The following is a 19,176-nucleotide window of genomic DNA, read 5'->3' as shown; positions in this document are numbered from 1 at the left end:
CCTTTCTCGGGTCGCCGAACGATTATTCGGCCGTCCAGTCCCGCACACCAGTGAAACCAGCATCCTGAAGCTTGCCGAGATAAGCGGCCAGCATATCTGTGCCCTGCTCACCGTTCTCATTCAGCGTTGCAGCCCATTCCTGCGCAACATTGGGCATCGCATTTGCCCACGCAGCGCGGTCTTCGTCCGAGATTTCAATGATCGATCCGCCAGCTTCTACAAATGCATCTCGCGACGCAGCGGCTCGATCCATTGCAATTCCTGCCACGTGGTCACGGTAGTCGATAGCCACGGCCTGTAGTACTTCTTTGACCTCATCGGGCAGACTCGCCCAGTAGTCGGCATTGACGGTGACTGTTTTTGTATTCACCGCACCAAGGTCTGCCTTCAACATGTAAGGGGCCACTTCGACGATTTTGAACGTCTTGGAAGCTTCCGGCCAAATCATTACGCAATCGACAAGGCCGGTTTGAACCATGTTGTAGAAATCAGTGAGGCCTCCGCGTACGCCCGCCGCGTCCTTGATACCCTCGAGATAGCGCAAGTTCAGGCCGGCACCCGCGATCTTGCGTCCTTCAAGATCTGCAACTTTCTCGACCGGCTCTGAGCAGAACATCTGATATGTGTCGAGCACAACGCCCGTCGCCAGATAAACCTGATTTTGCGCAGCAAACTCATTCTGCATAGCCGGGTATTCTCGCGCGATCTCGTCAACTGCCTTGGCCACTGCACGAGCATCTGACGCGACGAATGGTGTCGAGCCCGAGATCCCCTGGCTGGGCAACTTGGACGAATGGAAGATGGTTGTGACGATGCCAATGTCGCCCAAACCCAACTGTACGCCTTCCAGAACACCTTTGGGTTTTACAATAGAACCGCCATAGTTCTCCTGCCAGTTCATCTTGTAATTGCCGGACTCGGCCAACCGCTTATCCACTTCAGGAATAAAGAAGTTTGTGAATTCTTTCACCCACAAGGCCCGGTCTGGGTAACCATCAATTACGACAGCTGAAATGGTCTCTTCCGCTGCGACTGACAGTGCCATAGTGCTTGCCACGGCAACACCCAGTAGACTGCACTTGGTCCAGTTTTTCATTATCTCTCCTCCCAGAAAGTTTGATCTTGTTGCCCTTTATTTGTTCGCCTTGAACCCCGGCAGTCAGTCCTTTCCACACCAACGGATTTGCGCAGCATTGCGACGGCAAAGTACTTGGCCGATTGGCCGCCCACTTGCGTCATTTCCTCATGCATAAGAACAAACCCTGTCGAACGGAAATCGCGGCAGTTTGTGAAACAAACCCGTTTCATCGGCGTAACCTAGATTGCACAGAAAGTTCGATTTGAGGGTGGTTCCTGCAAAGAACTCCTCGTCGACAATCTTGTTCGAAAAGCCTGACATGGCACCAACGTCCAACCCAACGGCCCGTGCCGCGATCATGAAGTAGGCGCCCTGAAGCGTTCCATTGCGAAACGCCGTATCGGCCACGTAATCGGGATTATTTTCGAACAACGGCCGACGATCTTCGTGTGGGAAAAGGAAGGGCAGTTCCTTCCAGAACTCCATGTCGTGGGCAATTATGGCCGTGACTGGCGCGCCCATCATCTTTGGCACGTTCTTTGGCTTCAAAGACTTGGCAAGCCGCTCTTTGCCCTCGGCACTTTTCACGAAAATGAACCGCGCAGGCAGTGTATTCATACTGGTCGCGCCGCTGATCGTGATCTCGTAAATCTCTTCAAGCAACGCGTCGGAAACCGGCTTGTTTGTCCACGCATAGTGCGACCGGGACTCGCGCAGAATCAAGGCGATTGCGTCATCCGACAGACGAGGAATGCGCGCGCGCAGTTCGCGATGATCTTGCTGCGCCTTGGCGCGAAGTGCCTCCAGCTCTGCCCCGGTCGGTGCGCTCATTCTGCTGCCACCTTTGACCTGTTGTCTTTTTCGTCCACAATCGGGCTGGAACAGACGCCGATACCTTCGATCTCGACTTCAACGGTTTCGCCCGGCTTCAACCAGCGAGGGTCGGGTTTTTTGGCGTGGCCCACGCCCGGCGGTGTTCCCAATGCAACCAGATCTCCCGGTTCCAGGGTCATGAATTCCGAAATTGTCGCGATCACCTGGCGGACACCCCAGATCATGTTGGCGGTATTCGAACTTTGAAGAACCTCATCGCCAACGCGGCTTTCGATCTTGAGGCCCAAAGCGCCTTCGGGCAACTCATCCTGAGTCACGGTGAAGGGGCCAATTGCGCCCGTGTCGTCAAAGTTCTTACCCGGTGTCCACTGAACCGTTTTGCGCTGATAGTCCCGCACCGAACCATCGTTGAAAACGGTATAACCAAACACATGATCCAGCGCCTTTTCTTCCGAGATATGGCGACCGCGTTTCCCAACGATCAGCATCAATTCCGCTTCATAATCGAAATGCTCGGAAGCCGCCGGTCGCACCATGGGTTTGCCAGCCGCCATGATTGAGTTCTTTCCGCGCATGAATAGCGTGGGGTACTCGGGAATGTCGTATCCACCTTCTTTGATATGGTCGGTATAGTTCAATCCCATGCAAACAATGGTGCCGGGGGCGGCCACCGGCAATGCCGGCGTGATAGTCGAGACTGGCACAGCCACCGCTGCTGAGATTTTATCGGCCAGTGAGTCGCTCAAACCAGGATCGGCAATCAACCCCATCAGATCCGTGCCGACACCAGAGTCCAAAGCCGTTAAATTTACTGCTTTTTCGCCGTTCACGGCAAACACCGCGGTACCTTCCAAAGTCTCTCCCACTAGGTATTTCATTTTCATCATCCATATCAGTTTGCTTGATTTTTGCCGATTATTTTGCAATATGTCAATTAATATCGATTTTATTGGAGGGCGCAGATGGTTGCCTGGGCAGACTACAAATCAGAAGCACAGAGCCGCGGCGCACTTGCTTTGGAGCTTTACGTTGCACACAGCACGCCTGCCAAAGCGCCCGAAGACGTGAAGGCGTCACTTCCTGATCACCTGGCATATCAGGCGCAGCTTGAACGTTCGGGTCAGCTGGCTTTTGCCGGACCAATGTCGGATGAAACCGGTGAGCATATGCAGGGAATGGGCCTGATCATCTACCGCGCCGACAGCCTTGAGGCCGCTCGAAATCTAGCCGAGGACGACCCGATGCATAAAAGCGGGGCGCGCAGTTTTGTTCTTCGGCGCTGGATGATCAACGAAGGCTCACTGAACCTGACAGTCGGTCTATCGACCGGAACAAGCGCCCTCAGTTAACAGCACTTCAAAGATTGCGCATTCAAAGAGGAAAAGTCGGATATGGACGTCATGCTTGATACCGAGGGCAAAGAGAAATCAGCCACTCATGGTGCGTATCGACGGCTGCGCGATATGATCCTCACAGGCGAGTTGCCGCCCGGACAGAAGCTCAAGATCGAACAACTCCGTGGCCTTCTGGATACGGGCGCAAGCCCGGTTCGGGAGGCGCTTAGCCTCCTGACGTCTGACATGCTGGTCGAGCGGATTGATCAGCGCGGATTTCGGGCGGCGCCAGTCAGCAAATCCAACTTCGAGGAAATACTGTTGCTCCGATGCAACCTCGAGGAAACAGCGCTGCGCGCTTCCATCGCTAATGCAGATGGAGCTTGGGAGGACAGGCTTGTTTTGCGGCATCACCATATGAAAAAGGCTAGTCAAAAAAGTGCACCAGACTTCGAAGACGCCCACAAAGTGTTTCATATGGCCTTGTTGGAAAATGCAAAACTGCCGTTGCTGCTACGGTATTGCTCGCAGCTTTATGACCTCAACATTCGCTATCGTTATCTGGCGGCGGGAGGGCCCAGTTACAAAAAGCGCGATATCGCTGCCGAACACCAGCAAATCCTGGATGCCGCACTCAACCACGATGCAGACAGCGCGACCCGGCACTTGCTCAACCACTACCGCCGAACGGGTGAGTACCTGAGCAGTCAGATGGAGTCCTGAAATGCAGCGGAACTGGTTTCTGGGCGATCTGCTGAATCAGCTGTTCGATCGTCCCGGCAAAAGGCGCGGCAACGATGACTATCGATCCATTGGAGAGCTTTGTGAGGCCTTGTTGTCCGCCGAAGGCGAAGTATCGGGCTTCACCCTCGCCTCCACAATTCTTGATCGCTACCAGACCTTGGAAGACCCCGAGAAATTGGAGTTTTTCGCCTATTTGAATGACCAACTTGAGCTGGACGCGGATCAGCTTACCGAAGTGGCAAGCCTCTATGCCAACGACAGAAGTGTCAATTTATATGAAAAGCTTAGCGAAGTCGCGGAACCCAAACGGCAAGAGTTGTTGCGCCGATTGAACCAACCATCCGGCGCGACACAAGAACTCGTAGCAATGCGCGTTGACCTATTGCGCTTTCTTAAATCCAACCCCGAGCTCAAACGAACAGATATTGATTTCGTTCATTTGCTGAGAAGCTGGTTCAATCGGGGCTTTCTTGTCCTCAAACAAATCAGTTGGGATACCCCTGCCCGCGTTTTGGACAAGATCGTTGCCTACGAAGCGGTCCATCAAATCAACGATCTAGATGATCTGCGACGCAGGCTCTACCCGCCGGATCGTCGTTGCTTTGCATTCTTCCATCCTTCGATGCCAGATGAGCCGCTGATTTTTGTCGAAGTTGCTTTGACGGCTGAAGTTCCAGACGCAATCGATGCGCTTTTGTCCGAAGATCGGGAACCGATCGAAACCGAACAAGCGAAAGTCGCGGCGTTCTACTCTATCTCGAATTGCCAGAAAGGTTTAACCGGTATCAGCTTTGGCAATCTGTTGATCAAACAGGTTGTAACTGAGCTGTCGCGAGAACTTGAGGGGCTTGATACATTTGTGACCTTGTCGCCGATACCGGGACTGAACCGTTGGCTAGAGGGCGAAACAGACAATCCTGAACACGGCCACGCCGCCGAAGCCGTACTTGCGGCAACAACCTCCCCGCAAGATTTGCGCGCAATGGCCGCTCGGTACCTGTTGTTCGCCAAGCGCGAGGATGGGATGCCGCTGGATCCCGTGGCCCGCTTTCACCTCGGAAACGGTGCCGAGTTGCACGAGTTGCACGCCGAAGCCGATTTGTCACCGAACGGACGATCGCAATCCGGCGGTGCGATGGTGAACTACCTGTACGATTTAAACAAAACAGAACGTCATCACGAAGAGTTCGCGACACATGCGACGATCGAAGCCTCGCGTTCTGTTCGCGCGGCCTCAACCGCTGCGCTTGCGACCAAGCCAAGGGAAAATACCGCGTGACCAACACTCTATACGACGGCCTGTTTGCCCGGCATGAGGGCAACGAGGCTCCGTTCCTGCAACTCGACGATGACCAGGTTGTGTCCTATGACGCGTTTTTGAAGCGCACCGCGCAGGTCGCGCATGTTTTGCAAAACAACGGCGTTTCACCAGGCGATCGCATCGTTGTGCAAGCGCCCAAGCTGGCCGATACGATTGCCCTCTACGCCGCTTCGGTACAGGCAGGTGCAGTCTATCTGCCGCTTAACACTGCCTACACATTGGCAGAGTTGGACTATTTCATTTCTGATGCCCAACCTTCGATGATCGTTTGCGACAGCAGAGACGAAATTGAAGTCGGAAAATTGGCGGCTCGGTCTGGGGCGAAGCTGCGGACACTCGGCGGCGTTTACCCTAGCCTGAGCAGCGAGGCCGACGCGCAGCCCTGCGTATTCGAAACCGTAGATCGCGCTCCGGACGATCTTGCCGCGTTGCTCTACACATCAGGCACCACAGGCCGTTCCAAAGGCGCAATGCTGAGCCATCAAAACCTATTGTCCAACGCCCAAGCTCTTGTTGGTCTGTGGGGTATTACAAACGACGATCGCTTGGTTCACGCGCTGCCGATCTTTCACACGCACGGGCTTTTCGTGGCGATGAATACGTCACTACTCGCCGGTGCCAGAGTTCGCCTTATGCAAAAGTTCGACCTCGGCGCAATCCTGGATGACTTGCCCAAGTCGACCCTTTTGATGGGGGTTCCCACTTTCTATACCAGACTGTTGGCAGACGACCGGTTCACAAAAGAGATCACAGGGAACATGCGCCTGTTCGTCTCGGGCTCTGCCCCCCTGCTTGCCGAAACCCATCAGGCATTCGAAACGCGCACCGGCCACCGAATACTTGAGCGCTATGGCATGACCGAGACAAACATGAACACCTCTAACCCCTATAGTGGCGAACGTCGCGCGGGAACTGTTGGTATGGCCATACCCGGCACTGAGGTGATCGTAACCAACCCTGAAACTGGAGAACCCCTGCCCCAGGGCGAGATCGGAATGATCGAAGTACGTGGCCCCAATGTTTTTCAGGGCTATTGGCAAATGCCCGAGAAAACGGCTGAAGAGCTTCGAGAAAATGGATTTTTCATCACCGGAGATCTGGGCCAATACAGCGAAGATGGCTACCTGTCGATTGTAGGTCGGTCAAAAGACCTGATCATCACTGGTGGTTACAACGTCTACCCTAAAGAAATTGAAGACGTTTTGAACGATGTCGATGGCGTTCAGGAATCGGCGATTTTCGGCGTCCCCGACAAAGACTTCGGTGAAGCAATCATTGCCGCTCTGGTTGCAGAGCCCGGGGCACAGCTTCAGGTGGAACAGATCGAGTTAATCATCAGAAACAAGCTGTCGCGATTCAAACATCCTCGCCGCTACGAACTCGTCCAAGAGTTGCCGCGAAACACTATGGGAAAAGTTCAAAAGAACGCGCTGCGCGAACGGTACGCGAACAAGGAACGGTCACCGGCGTTATCTTAGGAAGCCCAGCCAGACGCTCAATCAAATCAAGACCTTCAGATCGGATACTACCCACCCTTCAGACTGCCAAACTCATCAGGAGATCCACAATGACTCGCATGACGGCAAAAGACTTCGACCAGGAACTTCTGGACCTGTATGACTTTTACGCGCACGGCAAGATCACCAAGCGCCAATTCCTGGATCGCGCCGGAAAGTTCGCGGTCGGCGGCGTGACAGCGGTTGCGTTGCTGAACATGCTCAGCCCGAATTATGCGATGGCTCAGCAAGTGTCATTCAACGATCCCGATATCCACGCAGACTACATTACCTATCCGTCACCCAATGGAACCGGTGATGTCCGAGGGTATCTTGTCCGGCCCGCTGGCGTTGAAGAGCCCCTACCTGGGGTGTTGGTGATCCACGAAAACCGCGGTTTGAATCCTTACATCGAGGATGTGGCGCGCAGGTTGGCAAAAGCCGGATTTATGGCGTTGGCCCCCGACGGTCTGACATCGGTTGGCGGCTACCCGGGCAATGACGCCGATGGGCGCGAGTTGCAAAAGACAGTGGACCGTGTCGAGTTGATGAACGATTTCTTCAATGGGTTTGAATACCTGTTGAACCGAGATGACAGCACCGGAAAGGTCGGCGCAGTGGGTTTCTGCTATGGCGGCGGTGTAGTCAGTGCAATTGCCGTGGCCTACCCAGAACTGGCCGCAGGCGTGCCGTTCTATGGTCGCCAGCCAGCAGCTGAGGATGTTGCCAAAATTCAGGCGCCGCTACTGATTCAAATGGGAGAGCTTGATGAGCGCATCAACGAAGGCTGGCCGGATTTTGAGGCTGCTCTGCAGGCCAACGACAAAGTATACGAGGCATATATATACGAAAACGCCAACCACGGTTTTCATAACGACAGTACGCCACGCTATGATGAGGAAATGGCAAACCTAGCCTGGGACCGCTCAATTGATTGGTTCAACACCTATCTGAAGTAATTGGTACAAGCTACCAAGCCAGTCATGCGTTGATATCGTTTCGTTGAAATCCTCGGCCCATCTTGGCCAAGACCTTAGAAGCTACAGTAACTTGAACTTCGCAGTTAGAGATTCTGCGACAAGGTCTTGGCCCGCAATCCCTACTATTGGATGTTTTTATGGTTTCGAAACCATGGACGGATATTGTCGAAGCGGTTTTAGATGAAGCGATTCATCGTTAAGTGTTCAGCTCATCTGCGGGTTAAACGTACCATCACTTTTATACCGCTGATATCAGCCATTGATAACGCGTTCGGAGAAGGCAGCTAGGTGACCGAAATGACCTATGTAGCGTTTTTTGATCAATGCCAGGTTTTTGATGGAGGTACCCCTTCAGTTCTCTTCCAATGTCGGCCGGAATTTTAACCACTCACAGCGGACGGGACCGGATTATTTTGGACAACTACGACCGCTTCTATGAGTAGTTAGCCGTTCCTTTGGTTCTCTTCGGCATCCCGAAACCGCCGCGCGAGATAATCCACAAACGCGCGCGTTTTTGGTGCCAGATTCCTCCGTTCGGCAAACATTACAACAATATCCGTGCTGGGAGGTGCATACTCCGGCATGACATGGACAAGTTCGCCAGAGAGAAATTTCCTGTTTGCCATATAGCAGGGCAGCCGTGCGATGCCGATACCAGCCAGAGCGGCTCTAAAGACGACATCGGTGCTGTTCCCCTCAAAGCTGCCCGTTGCTTCAAACTTTTCGCCTGCGTTCGGTTCGATGCTGTTCCAAGCGTTCCGTTGACTTCTCCCAGCAACTCTCAAGCAATTGTGCTCAGCCAGTTCGGCAAAATTCGACGGTGTTCCACAACGCTCAAGGTATTCAGGTGAGGCACATAGTACCCTTCGAATCTGCATAACGCGCCTAATGACCATATCTGGATTCTTCCGTTGTTCCGCAAAGCAGATCGCCGCGTCGAACCCTTCGCTCCGAAGATCGATTTCTCGGTCGGTCAGATTTAAAGACATTTCTACCTCTGGGTTCTCTTTCATGAACTCTGGGAGGGCAGGAATCAGTTGGGACTTACCGAATGCAACAGTGGATGCGATCCTGAGTTCTCCGCGTGGGACACCGTCAAAGCTGTGGATCATCGCTTTGGCTTCATTGAATTTGTCAGCCATCTCTTTGCATTTTTCATAGAAATCTTGGCCTTCCCGCGTTGGAGAGACACCCGTTCTGGTACGATTCAGAAGGCGGTAGTGCACCTGATCTTCAAGTAACCCGATCTGCTTACTTACTGCTGATGGGGTCTGCCCCATTGATCTTGCAGCCGCAGAAATACTGCCCTGCTCGACAACCGTCGCAAAGATTAGCATTTGCGCAGAAATGTCCATGTCATAACCTATGCTGTTCCAATATGGCATGGGGCCTTTGCCAAAATGGCGAGTTGTGAGCGCTACCAAATGCCCTTACCTCTGCATTGCAGCATAAATTCTGCATTGCAGCAATGGACGAGGCAATATCATGGCAATTACTCGATCAAACAGCGCGCTGGATGTCGTTTTCGAAGCTGGCCGCACGTTCTTTCATCAAAAGCTGGACACGATACGCAAGGCACAGGCCAAACGCAGGGTTTATCGCGAAACTTATTATGAACTCTCGGTGCTATCTGACCGTGACTTAATAGATTTGGGCATTCCGCGCAGTAGCATCAAAAGACTTGCTATGGAGGCTGCATATGGCTGCTAACACCCAAGCGGCTGGTACAGATCGTGGTCACGCCATTGCCCTATCAATCAGCTTCTTGGCGTGGATCAGATCCACGGCAAAAGCTGCCTTGAAAGCACTGAAATTGGCCCGGATGCTCTCTGCGCTTTCAAATATGAGCGATTACCAACTCTCTCAGATCGGAATTTCGCGATCTGAGATCCCGGAATATGCCGGAAAATTGATGGCTGACGAATAGGTAAGCGAGCCCTCAGGTCCAAAAGCTTACACGAAAAATGCTGGTTCTCGCTCCTCCCAGAGTAAGCCAGCATGAGCGGTGGCGAAAAAGCCAACAGGGAGCGCCAACGCACGGGCCAGCATTTTCAACTCCTCCCGAAAGTGCTGGCCCAAACCAACCTGCCAAGCAGGAGCCCCGAAAAATGAGCGATAGGAGAACTTCACAAGATCTGGTCGTCCGTCGTCTCGGTTTCGGCGATCAAGATAACATCTGTGATCATTTTCTGCGGTTAGATGTCCGAACGCGGCGGGCACGGTTTTGTGGAGCCGTCGACGACAATGGTGTCTTGAGTTACGCACAGAATATCCTTCGGTACGACAGTATCGCTTGTGGAGCGTTTGTCTGGGGCCAATTGAGAGGCCTTGTCGAACTGCGCGGCCTCTTTCATTCATGGCCATCAAAGCCAGAGGCTGCACTCTCTGTCGAAGCCGAGTGGCAAGGCATTGGGATTGGCGACGCTTTGTTTCAACTGATGTACGCGATGGCGCAGAACAGAGGCGTCCGGACTATCCAAATGATGTGCCTGAAGGAAAACCGCCACTTGCGCTATCTTGCGGCGAAACATAACGCCCAGTTTGTAGCTGACGCGGATATTGTTGAAGCAATCTTGCACCCCAACTGGCCGACGCCCGCGTCAATTGCCATTGAGATTATCGCTGAAACTAGGGCACACTCACATCTGCTTTTTACTTAGACGACCAATAGCACTCTGCGTATTGCGGTCGTTTAATTGGACTTAAGCGAGTGACCTTTTCTAATACCTTTATTGTTTCAGTGTTAAAGTTGCCTTTCTTGAGATAATGGCCGTGCGGTGCGCATATTCCACGTTAAACACAAGTCGGGATTTATCGCCTCAGGCTGTAACACGCAGTGCATCGACAGGAACCAGCGCTCCCTTGGCTTGGATTACGTAGCTGGCCAATTGGCAGCCTAATGATATTCCTGCGCGGAAATCACTTTTCTCCAAAACGCTGAGCAAAACGCCAGCGTTGAAGCTGTCACCAGCGGCTGTTGTATCAATAGCGGAAGTTTCCGGCTTAGCGGGCACCTCCCCTCTAATATTCCCATCTTGATAAACCACAGAATGCTCGCTGTTCTTTACGACGATCCGCTCCACACCATGTCTTGCATATCGTTCAAGAGTCGCGGTCGGACAGTCGTCTTTAAACCACGCGCTTTCATCGTCAAAAGACGGCAACACGATATCCGAGAGTTCAGCAGCGCGCATGATTGAACGCTTCATTTCTTCGGTACTCGACCAAAGTTTGGGTCTGATGTTCGTATCGAAAGCCACGGTTTTCCCTACATCGCGCCCCTTTTGGAGAGCACCAAGTAGGTTTTCACGCGATTGAGGACCAAGAATTCCCAGCGTAATTCCTGAGTAATAGATCAAATCCGCTTTTTCGATAGCACGGTCAAGCGCATCTGGGTCGTCAGCAAGCCGTCTGGCGGCAGAGCTGTTGCGCCAGTAGGAAAAACTACGCTCGCCGTTGGAAAGGTGGATCATATAGAGACCCACAGTTCCATCCGAGACTTCACAAATGTGAGAGGTATCGATGCCTGTTCTGTCAATAAAGGCTCGCATTTCGCGGGACAGTTTGTCGTCACCAACTGTCGTAAAATAAGCGACCTCTGTATTCGGTGATATTTTCGCTAAATACCAAGCTGTGTTGAACGTATCACCAGCGTACCCGATCTTGAACTCCCCTGGACCGCCTAGGGGAGCAAGTTCCGCCATGCACTCGCCGATTGCTAAGATACGCATGGGTTCTACAAAAAATCGTCACGCCGCGGAGTGAAGCTATCCACGAGCTTTCCTGGTTCCAGGCAAACACATCCGTGGGTTTGATCTGAAGGAATGACAAAACTGTCTCCTGGCCCGAACTCTTGGTCCCTTTCGCCCAAAGTGAACCGGAACCGGCCGCTTTCGACATATGTTGACTGGACATGCGGATGGCTGTGCAACGCACCTATCGCACCTGCTTTGCTGAACCGAAAGGCAACAACCATGAGATTAGGATGATCAGAGAGAACTTGCCGTGTGACATTCTCTCCTGTCGAGACAACTGGAAATTCAGGCAAGGTGTACCTCCGCTACATTATGAGAAAAGCATTCCACCATTCAGATCGACATTAGCTCCTGTAATGAAAGCACTGTCGTCGCAGGCTAGGAATAGGACAAGGTTTGCGACATCCTCAATGGTGCCCTGACGTTTCATTGGCGCAGCGGTTTCAAAGCCGCGACGTCCTGCGTCCGGTGTGTGGATGTTATGAAAATCAGTATCAATCATCCCAGGGCAAAGCCCATTGACTCTGATATCCGGGCCTAGCTCTTTGGCCAATCCCCGCGTAAGCGTCATGATCGCGCCCTTTGAGGTCGCATAGGGAACTGAGCCGGGGCCACCGCCATCGCGAGCGGCTTGGCTTGCCAAGTTGACGATTGTACCGCTTTTCATATGAGGCAAACAGGCGTTCGTCATCATGAAGTTGCTGGTCAGATTCAAGTCCATCACATACCGCCAATGCTCAAGTGAGGAATCTGCGACTGTTTTGCGGGCAACCAAACCGCCCGCATTATTGACCAAAACGTCAATACTGCCGAACTCCGCGAGAGATCGCGCCACCAATGCGTCAACGTCGCTTTTCTGCGTTAAGTCTCCTTGAAGCGCGAATGCGGTTCCGCCATTTGCTTTGATCCTGGCCACAACGTCCTCAGCGCCTGCGCTGCTGGCAAAATAGTTTATTGCAACTTGTGCGCCCTCGGAGGCTAGTTTGATTGCAGCAGCTGCACCGATATCTCGGCCGGCTCCAGTTACAATTGCCGATTTTCCAGCGAGCTTCATAGCCATCCCTCATCATTGCTCTGGGTTGAAAATTGTCGTGCTCCAGCGGGCGCCTGCTCAGGCTGCACCGCGTTTGACGAACATGTCGTAGATTTCGGGGACATTGCCTTCGCCCATCCCTGCATCAAGCGCCGTTTGAAGATTTGCGGAAGTGCCTTCAGCGATTTCGGAGCGTGTTCCAATGTCAGTGATCATCTGAACGAAGTAGGCGATGTCCTTGTTGGCATTGCTGATCGAAAACCCAAGATCACTTACACCATCGACGGCGTAATTCTTGCAAAATTGCATGAATGGAGAATTGGACGGGCCCGCAGACATGATCTCAAAAAGCTGCTGGCCATCGATGCCCGCTTGTTTTGCAACTGCAAATGCCTGGCTCATGGTACACGCTGTTGTCATACCCATGAAGTTGTTGATCAGCTTAGTCGTATGGCCCGCGCCGAGTGTGCCAAGGTGGAACACGTTCTCGCCCTGCACGTCGAGCACAGGTTTGACCTTTTCAAACGTTTCGATATCGCCCGCTGCCATGATGTTCAGCAAACCGTCCTTGGCGTGCATAGGTGAACGCCCCAACGGTGCGTCGAGCATCCCGGCCCCTTTTGTCGCAAGGTCCGCGCCAATTTTCTTTGTTGACGCTGGAATGGACGTGCCGAAATCTATGACCACCGCGCCTTCTTTGATCCCGGTGAGAATACCATTCTTGCCGTAAATCAGGCTTTCGACCACGTCAGATGTTGTCACGCAGAGCATGACGATATCACTGGCCTCGGCGAGTTCCTTAGGGGTGCTGACCTCGACCGCGCCGCGCGCAACGGTTTGGGCAACCGCCGCTTTGTTGCGGCCCATGACCACAAGATCAAAACCATTGTTTTGGAGGCATTCAACCATCTTGCTGCCCATTTGGCCTAGACCAATGAAACCGATTTTTGGATTCGTCATATGCGCCTCCTAAGCGTTTGGGTTTTTCATTTTGGAAAAGACATCGGCCCCAGCTTGGGCGACGTCATGATCTTGCGCAGGCGAGCCTGAGCTAACACCAATGCCGCCAACGACATCCGAACCAGCAAGCACAGGAAGACCGCCAGCAACGGTCACCATACGTCCGCCTAAGGCCGAGGCGATGCCATGCGCTGGCATTCCCGGTTGACTGACTTCACCCAAGGCTTGCGTGCTCTTTTTGATGCCGCATGCGGTATAAGCCTTGTCGATCGCCAGATTGACGCTGGTAATCTTGGCGCCATCCATTCGCTCAAATGCGATGAGGATACCGCTCTCGTCGGTAACAGCGATGCACATTGGCACCCCGATATCTTCGGCTTTGAGCCTAGCAACCGCGATCAGCCGTCGCGCTTCTTCAATGTCCAATCGTTTGATATTCAGCATAGCGGCGTCCTTTGGGCTTTATGGGCCGATTAGCAGAGTGGGAAGTGTGAGCGAGATGGCAGGAACGAAGGTGATCAGCATCAGCGCTGCGAAGATCGCAAGGTAGAAAGGCCAGATCGTTCTAATGGCTTTTTCCATCGGCAACTGGCCAACCGCACAGCCTACAAACAGACAGGTCCCGACCGGAGGCGTGCAAAGCCCCAGTCCAAGGTTCACCAGAAGGATCATGCCGAATTGCAGCGGATCGATCCCCAGCATATTCATCACCGGTAAGAAGATCGGCGTGCAGATGAGGATTAAGGCGGCCATATCCATAATCATGCCAAGCAGCAAAAGAACGGCATTGATCATCAGCAAAATCAGGATTGGGTTCTCGGTTATCCCCAAAAGGAACTCGACCGTTTTGGTTGGTACGCGGTTGTAGGTCAGCATGTAGGCGAAGGCACCGGCGCAGGCGATCAGGATCATGACCATCGACGTTGTGCGCACAGACGAAATTACAGCGGTCTTGAAAGCATCCCATGACAGGCTTCGGTAGACGATCAGCGTGACGACAAAGGCATACATAGCCCCGAACGCACCGGACTCTGTCACAGTAAAGATGCCTGATAGGACACCTCCGACGATAATGACGGCAGTCAGCAAGCCGGGGATGGAGCCGATAAACGCGTATGCCAGCGCCGTCCATCCTGGAAACCGTTCAGCCTGATAGCCGCGCTTTACTGCGACCACATACGCAGCAATTGCCAAGCAACAGCACATCAGGATGCCGGGGATCACACCCGCCAAGAACAGCTTGGAAATTGATACCGCACCGCCCGTAGCAAGAGCAAAGATGATCATATTGTGACTGGGTGGAATGATGATTCCGGCGATGGAAGATGTCACCGTGACATTCACCGCATAGTCAGCATCGTATCCCTTGTCCTTCATAACGGGGATGAGAATTGAGCCCAGCGCGGAGATGTCCGCGATCGCCGAACCTGAAATCCCACCAAAAAGCATGGAGGAAAACACGTTTACAATGCCAAGCCCGCCGCGCACGGCACCGACAGCAGCTTGCGCGAACCTAACCAATCTAACGGCTATCCCGCCGTGGAACATCAGCTCACCAGCGAAAATGAAAAACGGGATCGCCATAAGCGAAAAAACGTTGATTCCTGCGACTATTCGTTGAAAGCCGACGAACAACGGCAAACCTTCGTACCAAAACGCTGCCAAGGCAGAAATCCCGAGTGCGTAAGCGACCGGAGTGCCGATGATGACGGAAACGGCAAAGACCCCGAGAAGAACTGCAAGTCCCATGATTAACCCTGATCTATACTGTCTTGGCGCGCATCCTCGCCTAGAAACAGGCGGATCAGATGGCCGATGGAAAACAGAAGGACCAATGCTCCGCTTATGGTCATAGGCAGGGATCTCAGGCCCTCGGGCCATTGAATAAGCGGGATCAACGTGCCCCATTTGAATTCGGTCAATTCAAGCCCATACCAGAACATCATCGCGCCAAACCCGGCGAGCAGCAAATCTGTGATGCAGACAAAAACTGTTCGTACATTCGGCGGCACCATGCCCCGGAAAAGAACAACAGAGAGGTGGGTGTGGTTGTGCACCCCGGCTGCTGCGCCGAGGAAGGCAATGACCATGACAAGTAAAAGCGATACCTGTTCAACCCAGGTGGGCGTGTCATTGAGGACGTACCGGCCAAAGACCAGCCACGCGAAGATGGCGGTCATAGTCACGATGGCGACGCCGGCCAACAAGGTACAAAGGCGGGCGAGCAGGTCGAGGAAGATATCCATCCTCCTTATAAACTCTGATGTCTTGCCTGAAACTCGCATGCCGCCCCCGTTTTTTGTTTTACGAGCCCGGCTTCTTTGAAGGAAACCGGACGCGCCATTTTTGTGTTCGCTTTGGAAAATCACTCAGTGGCCTGAGCCATCTCGACCAACGCTGTCATATCTGGGTTGGCAGCAAGGTAGTCGGCATAGACTACGTCCATCGCGGACTGGAAGGGGCCTTTGTCTGCTATTTCGTTGACTGTGATGCCAGCCGCTTCAACGTCAGAGCGCGCTTGCTCAGATCCAACAGCCCACAGTTCGCGCTGATACAGAGCCGCTTCTTGTGCCGCACTGCGTACAGCTTCTTGTAGTTCAGGGCTAAGCGCGTTGAACTTAGCCGTATTCACACAGATGCACTCGGGGATGATCAGATGCTCAGATAGGGAATAGTGCGATGTGACTTCATAATGGCCAACGTTTTTGAACGACGGGAAGTTGTTCTCTGCACCATCAACAACGCCTGTTTTCAGTGCCTGTTGTACTTCCGAAAACGCCATGGGAGACGGATTTCCACCCATCGCCGAAATCATCGAAGTGTAGAGATCGTTGTTCATAACTCGGATCTTCAGGCCTTCCACATCTGCTGGAGAGTTGATCGGCTTCTGGCTGTAGAATGACCGGGCTCCAGCATCAAAATATGCAAGTGGAAGGACCCCTGCCTCACCCATCGCTTCGGCAACGACCGCGCCAGCTTCACCTTCCATTACTCGGAACATGTGCGGCACACTTTTGAAGATGAACGGAAGCGATACAAGGTTTGCCTCTTTGACCATCGGACCAATCGGGCCAAGGTTGAAGTTGCCAACCTCGATGGCTCCAATACGCACTTGCTCCAGCGCATCGGGCTGCGAGCCAAGAACACCGCCGTGGAACACATCTACCGTGACTTCACCATCTGTGGCTGTGTCTACAAGCTCAGCAAACTTGTCCATCGCCGCCGTATTGGGGTGGCCGTCATTGTGAATGTTCCAAGCGCGCCAGCTTTCGGCCGATGCTGATGAGGCGATCAGTGCAACGGTTACAGCTGCAAAAAGCGATTTCGTAGAAGTCATGGGTCTCCTCCCGTTTTTTTTTGGGCAGCAACAGGCCAAAAAGTGTCGTTTGGAGGATGAAAGTCGCAAAACTTCCTGCTTCCTCCCAGAGCCGGAATCACTGCTGAACTCATAAGGACACTAGTATCCAAGTTAAGTCAACAACTCGTTTGAAACATGTGACGGCCTTGACTTCAATGATTACAGGCTCTTTGATATTAGCTGAAAAAGCCTTACTGAAATACGTAGGAGATACGGATTTTGGTATTATATAACAATGCCTTAACCACCCCCCCCAGACCGTGGCGACAGGATTATGAATCAGAGGATGGAAGAAAAAATCGTGGACGGAATTAGAACCCGAACAACCACTGATGCCGTCTACGAAACACTGCACGATCAGATCGTTTCGCTCGCAATTCTTCCCGGTACAAAATTATCCGAGACGGAAGTCGCACGCCGATTTGGCGTCTCTCGCCAACCTGTTCGCAACGCCTTCACCAGGCTTGGAAATGAGGATTTGCTACTTATCCGACCGCAAAAAGCGACAGAGGTGCGCGGCTTTTCAATGGACCGCCTAGAGCTTGCTCGTTTGGTACGCAGGGCCGTCGAACTTGAAGTTATTCATGGAGCGATCGAAACTTGGGACGCAGAGAAGGATGCGAAGCTTGGTGAAAACCTCGCCCTTCAGGAGAACGCCTTGGCCAAAGGGGATTTACCCGCCTTCCATGCGCTTGATTATGATTTTCACAAACTGATCTATGTTCTGGGCGGCAATCCACTAGCATTCGAAGTAATGCTGGAATGCAAGCAAAAAGTGGATCGTCTCTGCATGCTTGGCCTTGGGAAAGACCGCGAAGCAAATTCCATTTTAGAAGACCATTATGAAATCGCAGGCGGGCTCGCTTTGCGGGATCTGTCAAGAGCGCAGACCGCAGTTAGAAAACACTTGTCCCGCCTTGATGACACCATTGCGTTTATTCACGAACGCCATCCGGAGTATTTTGAATAAGTTCGGAAACCCGCGTATCGTATTTTTCTTTCACGACCTGGACCGGCGAAGAAACCGTACTTGCCGGCTTCTTTTTTAGCGAATGATATTCTTGCTTAGTTTCACCGGGCAACACCTCGCATACTAAAATCCAATGTCCGCTTATACTCGACAACATTCAGAACGGTTGTTGTATCGACATCGCTGGAGGGCTTGGCGTGGCCGCTAATCCTGAAGATGGGCTTCAACCGAGGACCTGCTACAGCCCCTCCGGCAAAGTGCTATTGGGCAGGCGTTCTACCCCGATCAATTCGCGGACGGCGCTTTATTTGCCTGAGGTTGATGTCTGCATACAGACTCTTTCAACCGAGGCAGGTGCTTCAGCAGAATTGGCCACTTTTTATGGTTCTGCCGCTCAAAACTGGGTCTTTAATGGTGCAGGCACCATCGCACCGTCGTCGAGTCCCGAAATGTGCTTGACCCTGACGGGTGAGACGCGCATGGGTCGCAACGATCATAATCGGATCATTGCGATAAAGTTGCAGGCGTGCTCCGACGATCAGGCGGCCTATCAGACGTGGTCCAACCGCACAGCGGAATAAGATTGCCCCGGGGAGCGCAATAGCCGGTGCTCGCAGGGCTCGCAAAACGCGATAGCCAACACTGGCGCGCCCGCAACGGACGGCAGTTCTGGGCTCGAAGCGGTCGATCGCTGCAACTTACATGAATGTCTGCTTCGCGGACGAAGCTGCCGTTTGCTGCGGCGCAGAGCTCCGGAATCAATTGAAGGATTGCTCAGCAGGCGGAGCTGACGAACAGAGTTATCTTTCGCTGTCGGACCTAAAAGCGCGGACCCTCATCGCCCATCTCAGGGCAAAAGCCTTCTTCCACTACAGGATCGATACATAGCTTGCGGCGGACGCTCTATTTAGAAAAAAGGCCAAAAGAAGAAAATACAGCAATACGGGAAAAGCAATCATAGCCTTCCTTATCGAAGATTTTAGGGCGCTATTTTTGTTTGGGCTAAAAGTTTCGACCTTGGTGTAACTTAAAGGTGGGAATAGATCCCTTTTGCTTTGCTTAATCATAGTCAACTCGTGAAAAACTGACTAATCTTTTTCAAACCCCACATTAATCGAAGATTAACGCTCAAATTATTTCAGTTTTGGCGTTTTTTTTGACCGCTTTTGGAGACAAAAGCTCCAAGCCAATTACTATTGTCAACAGTATTAATGCTTCCCCAGTGATTCTTTTGGGAGTAACGGCTAAGCTGTTAATGTTAAATTAAAAATATCCACTCCGAAATGTCGGATCGTTGCCACATTCTGGCCCCG

22 protein-coding genes are annotated in these 19,176 nt (G+C 52.6%); 10 read left to right on the top strand and 12 right to left on the bottom strand.

The features are described 5' to 3' along the window. Positions 1 to 22: 22 nt before the first annotated feature. The 3 genes from ACR0JW_RS12220 to ACR0JW_RS12210 form a co-directional block, all read right to left on the bottom strand. Complete coding sequence (locus tag ACR0JW_RS12220; RefSeq protein WP_170611101.1) at positions 23 to 1,096, bottom strand: C4-dicarboxylate TRAP transporter substrate-binding protein; 1,074 nt, start codon at positions 1,094 to 1,096, stop codon at positions 23 to 25. A gap of 147 nt (positions 1,097 to 1,243) precedes the next feature. Continuing rightward, positions 1,244 to 1,909: a malonic semialdehyde reductase gene (locus ACR0JW_RS12215; protein WP_480713991.1), complete on the bottom strand. Its 666-nt coding sequence runs from the start codon at positions 1,907 to 1,909 to the stop codon at positions 1,244 to 1,246. After that, on the bottom strand, positions 1,906 to 2,790 hold the full coding sequence (locus ACR0JW_RS12210; RefSeq protein ID WP_480713990.1) for a fumarylacetoacetate hydrolase family protein: 885 nt from the start codon (positions 2,788 to 2,790) through the stop codon (positions 1,906 to 1,908). The genes ACR0JW_RS12215 and ACR0JW_RS12210 overlap by 4 nt, the downstream gene beginning before the upstream one ends. A gap of 84 nt (positions 2,791 to 2,874) precedes the next feature. On the opposite strand from ACR0JW_RS12210, the gene ACR0JW_RS12205 reads away from it, so the two are divergent. From ACR0JW_RS12205 to yghX, 5 genes are all read left to right on the top strand, one after another. Continuing rightward, positions 2,875 to 3,261, top strand: coding sequence for a YciI family protein (locus tag ACR0JW_RS12205; RefSeq protein ID WP_171126194.1), 387 nt, complete (start codon positions 2,875 to 2,877; stop codon positions 3,259 to 3,261). 42 nt (positions 3,262 to 3,303) lie between these two features. Continuing rightward, a complete protein-coding gene (locus ACR0JW_RS12200; RefSeq protein WP_480713989.1) occupies positions 3,304 to 3,969 on the top strand; it encodes a GntR family transcriptional regulator in 666 nt (221 codons plus the stop codon). Between the two features lies 1 nt (position 3,970). Continuing rightward, positions 3,971 to 5,269: a malonyl-CoA decarboxylase gene (locus tag ACR0JW_RS12195; RefSeq protein ID WP_480713988.1), complete on the top strand. Its 1,299-nt coding sequence runs from the start codon at positions 3,971 to 3,973 to the stop codon at positions 5,267 to 5,269. Beyond that, the gene (locus ACR0JW_RS12190) at positions 5,266 to 6,789 is read left to right on the top strand and encodes a malonate--CoA ligase (protein WP_480713987.1); all 1,524 of its coding nucleotides are present in this window, start codon (positions 5,266 to 5,268) and stop codon (positions 6,787 to 6,789) included. The genes ACR0JW_RS12195 and ACR0JW_RS12190 overlap by 4 nt, the downstream gene beginning before the upstream one ends. Before the next feature lie 89 nt (positions 6,790 to 6,878). Continuing rightward, the gene (gene yghX / locus ACR0JW_RS12185) at positions 6,879 to 7,766 is read left to right on the top strand and encodes a YghX family hydrolase (protein WP_480713986.1); all 888 of its coding nucleotides are present in this window, start codon (positions 6,879 to 6,881) and stop codon (positions 7,764 to 7,766) included. Positions 7,767 to 8,230: 464 nt separating this feature from the next. Here yghX and ACR0JW_RS12180 read toward each other — a convergent pair whose 3' ends face one another. Further along, on the bottom strand, positions 8,231 to 9,142 hold the full coding sequence (locus ACR0JW_RS12180) for a LysR family transcriptional regulator (protein ID WP_480713985.1): 912 nt from the start codon (positions 9,140 to 9,142) through the stop codon (positions 8,231 to 8,233). 130 nt (positions 9,143 to 9,272) lie between these two features. Here ACR0JW_RS12180 and ACR0JW_RS12175 point away from each other — a divergent pair, with 130 nt between their 5' ends. The 3 genes from ACR0JW_RS12175 (at position 9,273) to ACR0JW_RS12165 (ending at position 10,447) form a co-directional block, all read left to right on the top strand. After that, positions 9,273 to 9,497 carry a DUF1127 domain-containing protein gene (locus ACR0JW_RS12175; protein ID WP_170620196.1) on the top strand — a complete coding sequence of 75 codons (225 nt, stop codon included), beginning with the start codon at positions 9,273 to 9,275 and terminating at the stop codon, positions 9,495 to 9,497. Further along, complete coding sequence (locus ACR0JW_RS12170; RefSeq protein ID WP_480713984.1) at positions 9,487 to 9,714, top strand: DUF1127 domain-containing protein; 228 nt, start codon at positions 9,487 to 9,489, stop codon at positions 9,712 to 9,714. The genes ACR0JW_RS12175 and ACR0JW_RS12170 overlap by 11 nt, the downstream gene beginning before the upstream one ends. 181 nt (positions 9,715 to 9,895) lie before the next feature. After that, positions 9,896 to 10,447: a GNAT family N-acetyltransferase gene (locus ACR0JW_RS12165; RefSeq protein WP_480713983.1), complete on the top strand. Its 552-nt coding sequence runs from the start codon at positions 9,896 to 9,898 to the stop codon at positions 10,445 to 10,447. Between the two features lie 159 nt (positions 10,448 to 10,606). Here ACR0JW_RS12165 and ACR0JW_RS12160 read toward each other — a convergent pair whose 3' ends face one another. Genes ACR0JW_RS12160 through ACR0JW_RS12125 form a run of 8 tightly spaced genes read right to left on the bottom strand, consistent with a single transcriptional unit; the run spans position 10,607 to position 16,872 of the window. Continuing rightward, positions 10,607 to 11,518: a sugar kinase gene (locus ACR0JW_RS12160; protein ID WP_480713982.1), complete on the bottom strand. Its 912-nt coding sequence runs from the start codon at positions 11,516 to 11,518 to the stop codon at positions 10,607 to 10,609. Positions 11,519 to 11,523: 5 nt separating this feature from the next. Continuing rightward, positions 11,524 to 11,835 (bottom strand): cupin domain-containing protein, encoded by a 312-nt coding sequence (locus ACR0JW_RS12155; RefSeq protein ID WP_480713981.1) that lies wholly within the window; start codon positions 11,833 to 11,835, stop codon positions 11,524 to 11,526. A 17-nt stretch (positions 11,836 to 11,852) separates the two neighbouring features. Next, the gene (locus ACR0JW_RS12150; RefSeq protein ID WP_480713980.1) at positions 11,853 to 12,596 is read right to left on the bottom strand and encodes an SDR family NAD(P)-dependent oxidoreductase; all 744 of its coding nucleotides are present in this window, start codon (positions 12,594 to 12,596) and stop codon (positions 11,853 to 11,855) included. Positions 12,597 to 12,653: 57 nt separating this feature from the next. Beyond that, the gene (locus tag ACR0JW_RS12145) at positions 12,654 to 13,535 is read right to left on the bottom strand and encodes an NAD(P)-dependent oxidoreductase (RefSeq protein WP_480713979.1); all 882 of its coding nucleotides are present in this window, start codon (positions 13,533 to 13,535) and stop codon (positions 12,654 to 12,656) included. A 9-nt stretch (positions 13,536 to 13,544) separates the two neighbouring features. Further along, complete coding sequence (locus tag ACR0JW_RS12140) at positions 13,545 to 13,979, bottom strand: GlcG/HbpS family heme-binding protein (RefSeq protein ID WP_170646569.1); 435 nt, start codon at positions 13,977 to 13,979, stop codon at positions 13,545 to 13,547. Between the two features lie 18 nt (positions 13,980 to 13,997). Next, positions 13,998 to 15,284: a TRAP transporter large permease gene (locus ACR0JW_RS12135; protein WP_170620203.1), complete on the bottom strand. Its 1,287-nt coding sequence runs from the start codon at positions 15,282 to 15,284 to the stop codon at positions 13,998 to 14,000. 2 nt (positions 15,285 to 15,286) lie between these two features. Continuing rightward, positions 15,287 to 15,904 carry a TRAP transporter small permease gene (locus tag ACR0JW_RS12130; RefSeq protein WP_480713978.1) on the bottom strand — a complete coding sequence of 206 codons (618 nt, stop codon included), beginning with the start codon at positions 15,902 to 15,904 and terminating at the stop codon, positions 15,287 to 15,289. Then, positions 15,901 to 16,872 carry a TRAP transporter substrate-binding protein gene (locus ACR0JW_RS12125; protein WP_170620204.1) on the bottom strand — a complete coding sequence of 324 codons (972 nt, stop codon included), beginning with the start codon at positions 16,870 to 16,872 and terminating at the stop codon, positions 15,901 to 15,903. The genes ACR0JW_RS12130 and ACR0JW_RS12125 overlap by 4 nt, the downstream gene beginning before the upstream one ends. A 307-nt stretch (positions 16,873 to 17,179) precedes the next feature. Between ACR0JW_RS12125 and ACR0JW_RS12120 the strand changes: the two genes are divergently transcribed. Next, positions 17,180 to 17,863 (top strand): GntR family transcriptional regulator, encoded by a 684-nt coding sequence (locus tag ACR0JW_RS12120; protein WP_480713977.1) that lies wholly within the window; start codon positions 17,180 to 17,182, stop codon positions 17,861 to 17,863. Between the two features lie 197 nt (positions 17,864 to 18,060). Continuing rightward, a complete protein-coding gene (locus ACR0JW_RS12115; RefSeq protein ID WP_480713976.1) occupies positions 18,061 to 18,444 on the top strand; it encodes a ricin-type beta-trefoil lectin domain protein in 384 nt (127 codons plus the stop codon). The last annotated feature ends 732 nt before the right edge of the window (positions 18,445 to 19,176 follow it).

It is taken from the genome of Ruegeria sp. BG6, assembly GCF_056538465.1.
The sequence above is the reverse complement of the archived record's forward strand: the minus strand, read 5'-3'. Positions and strand labels throughout refer to the sequence as shown.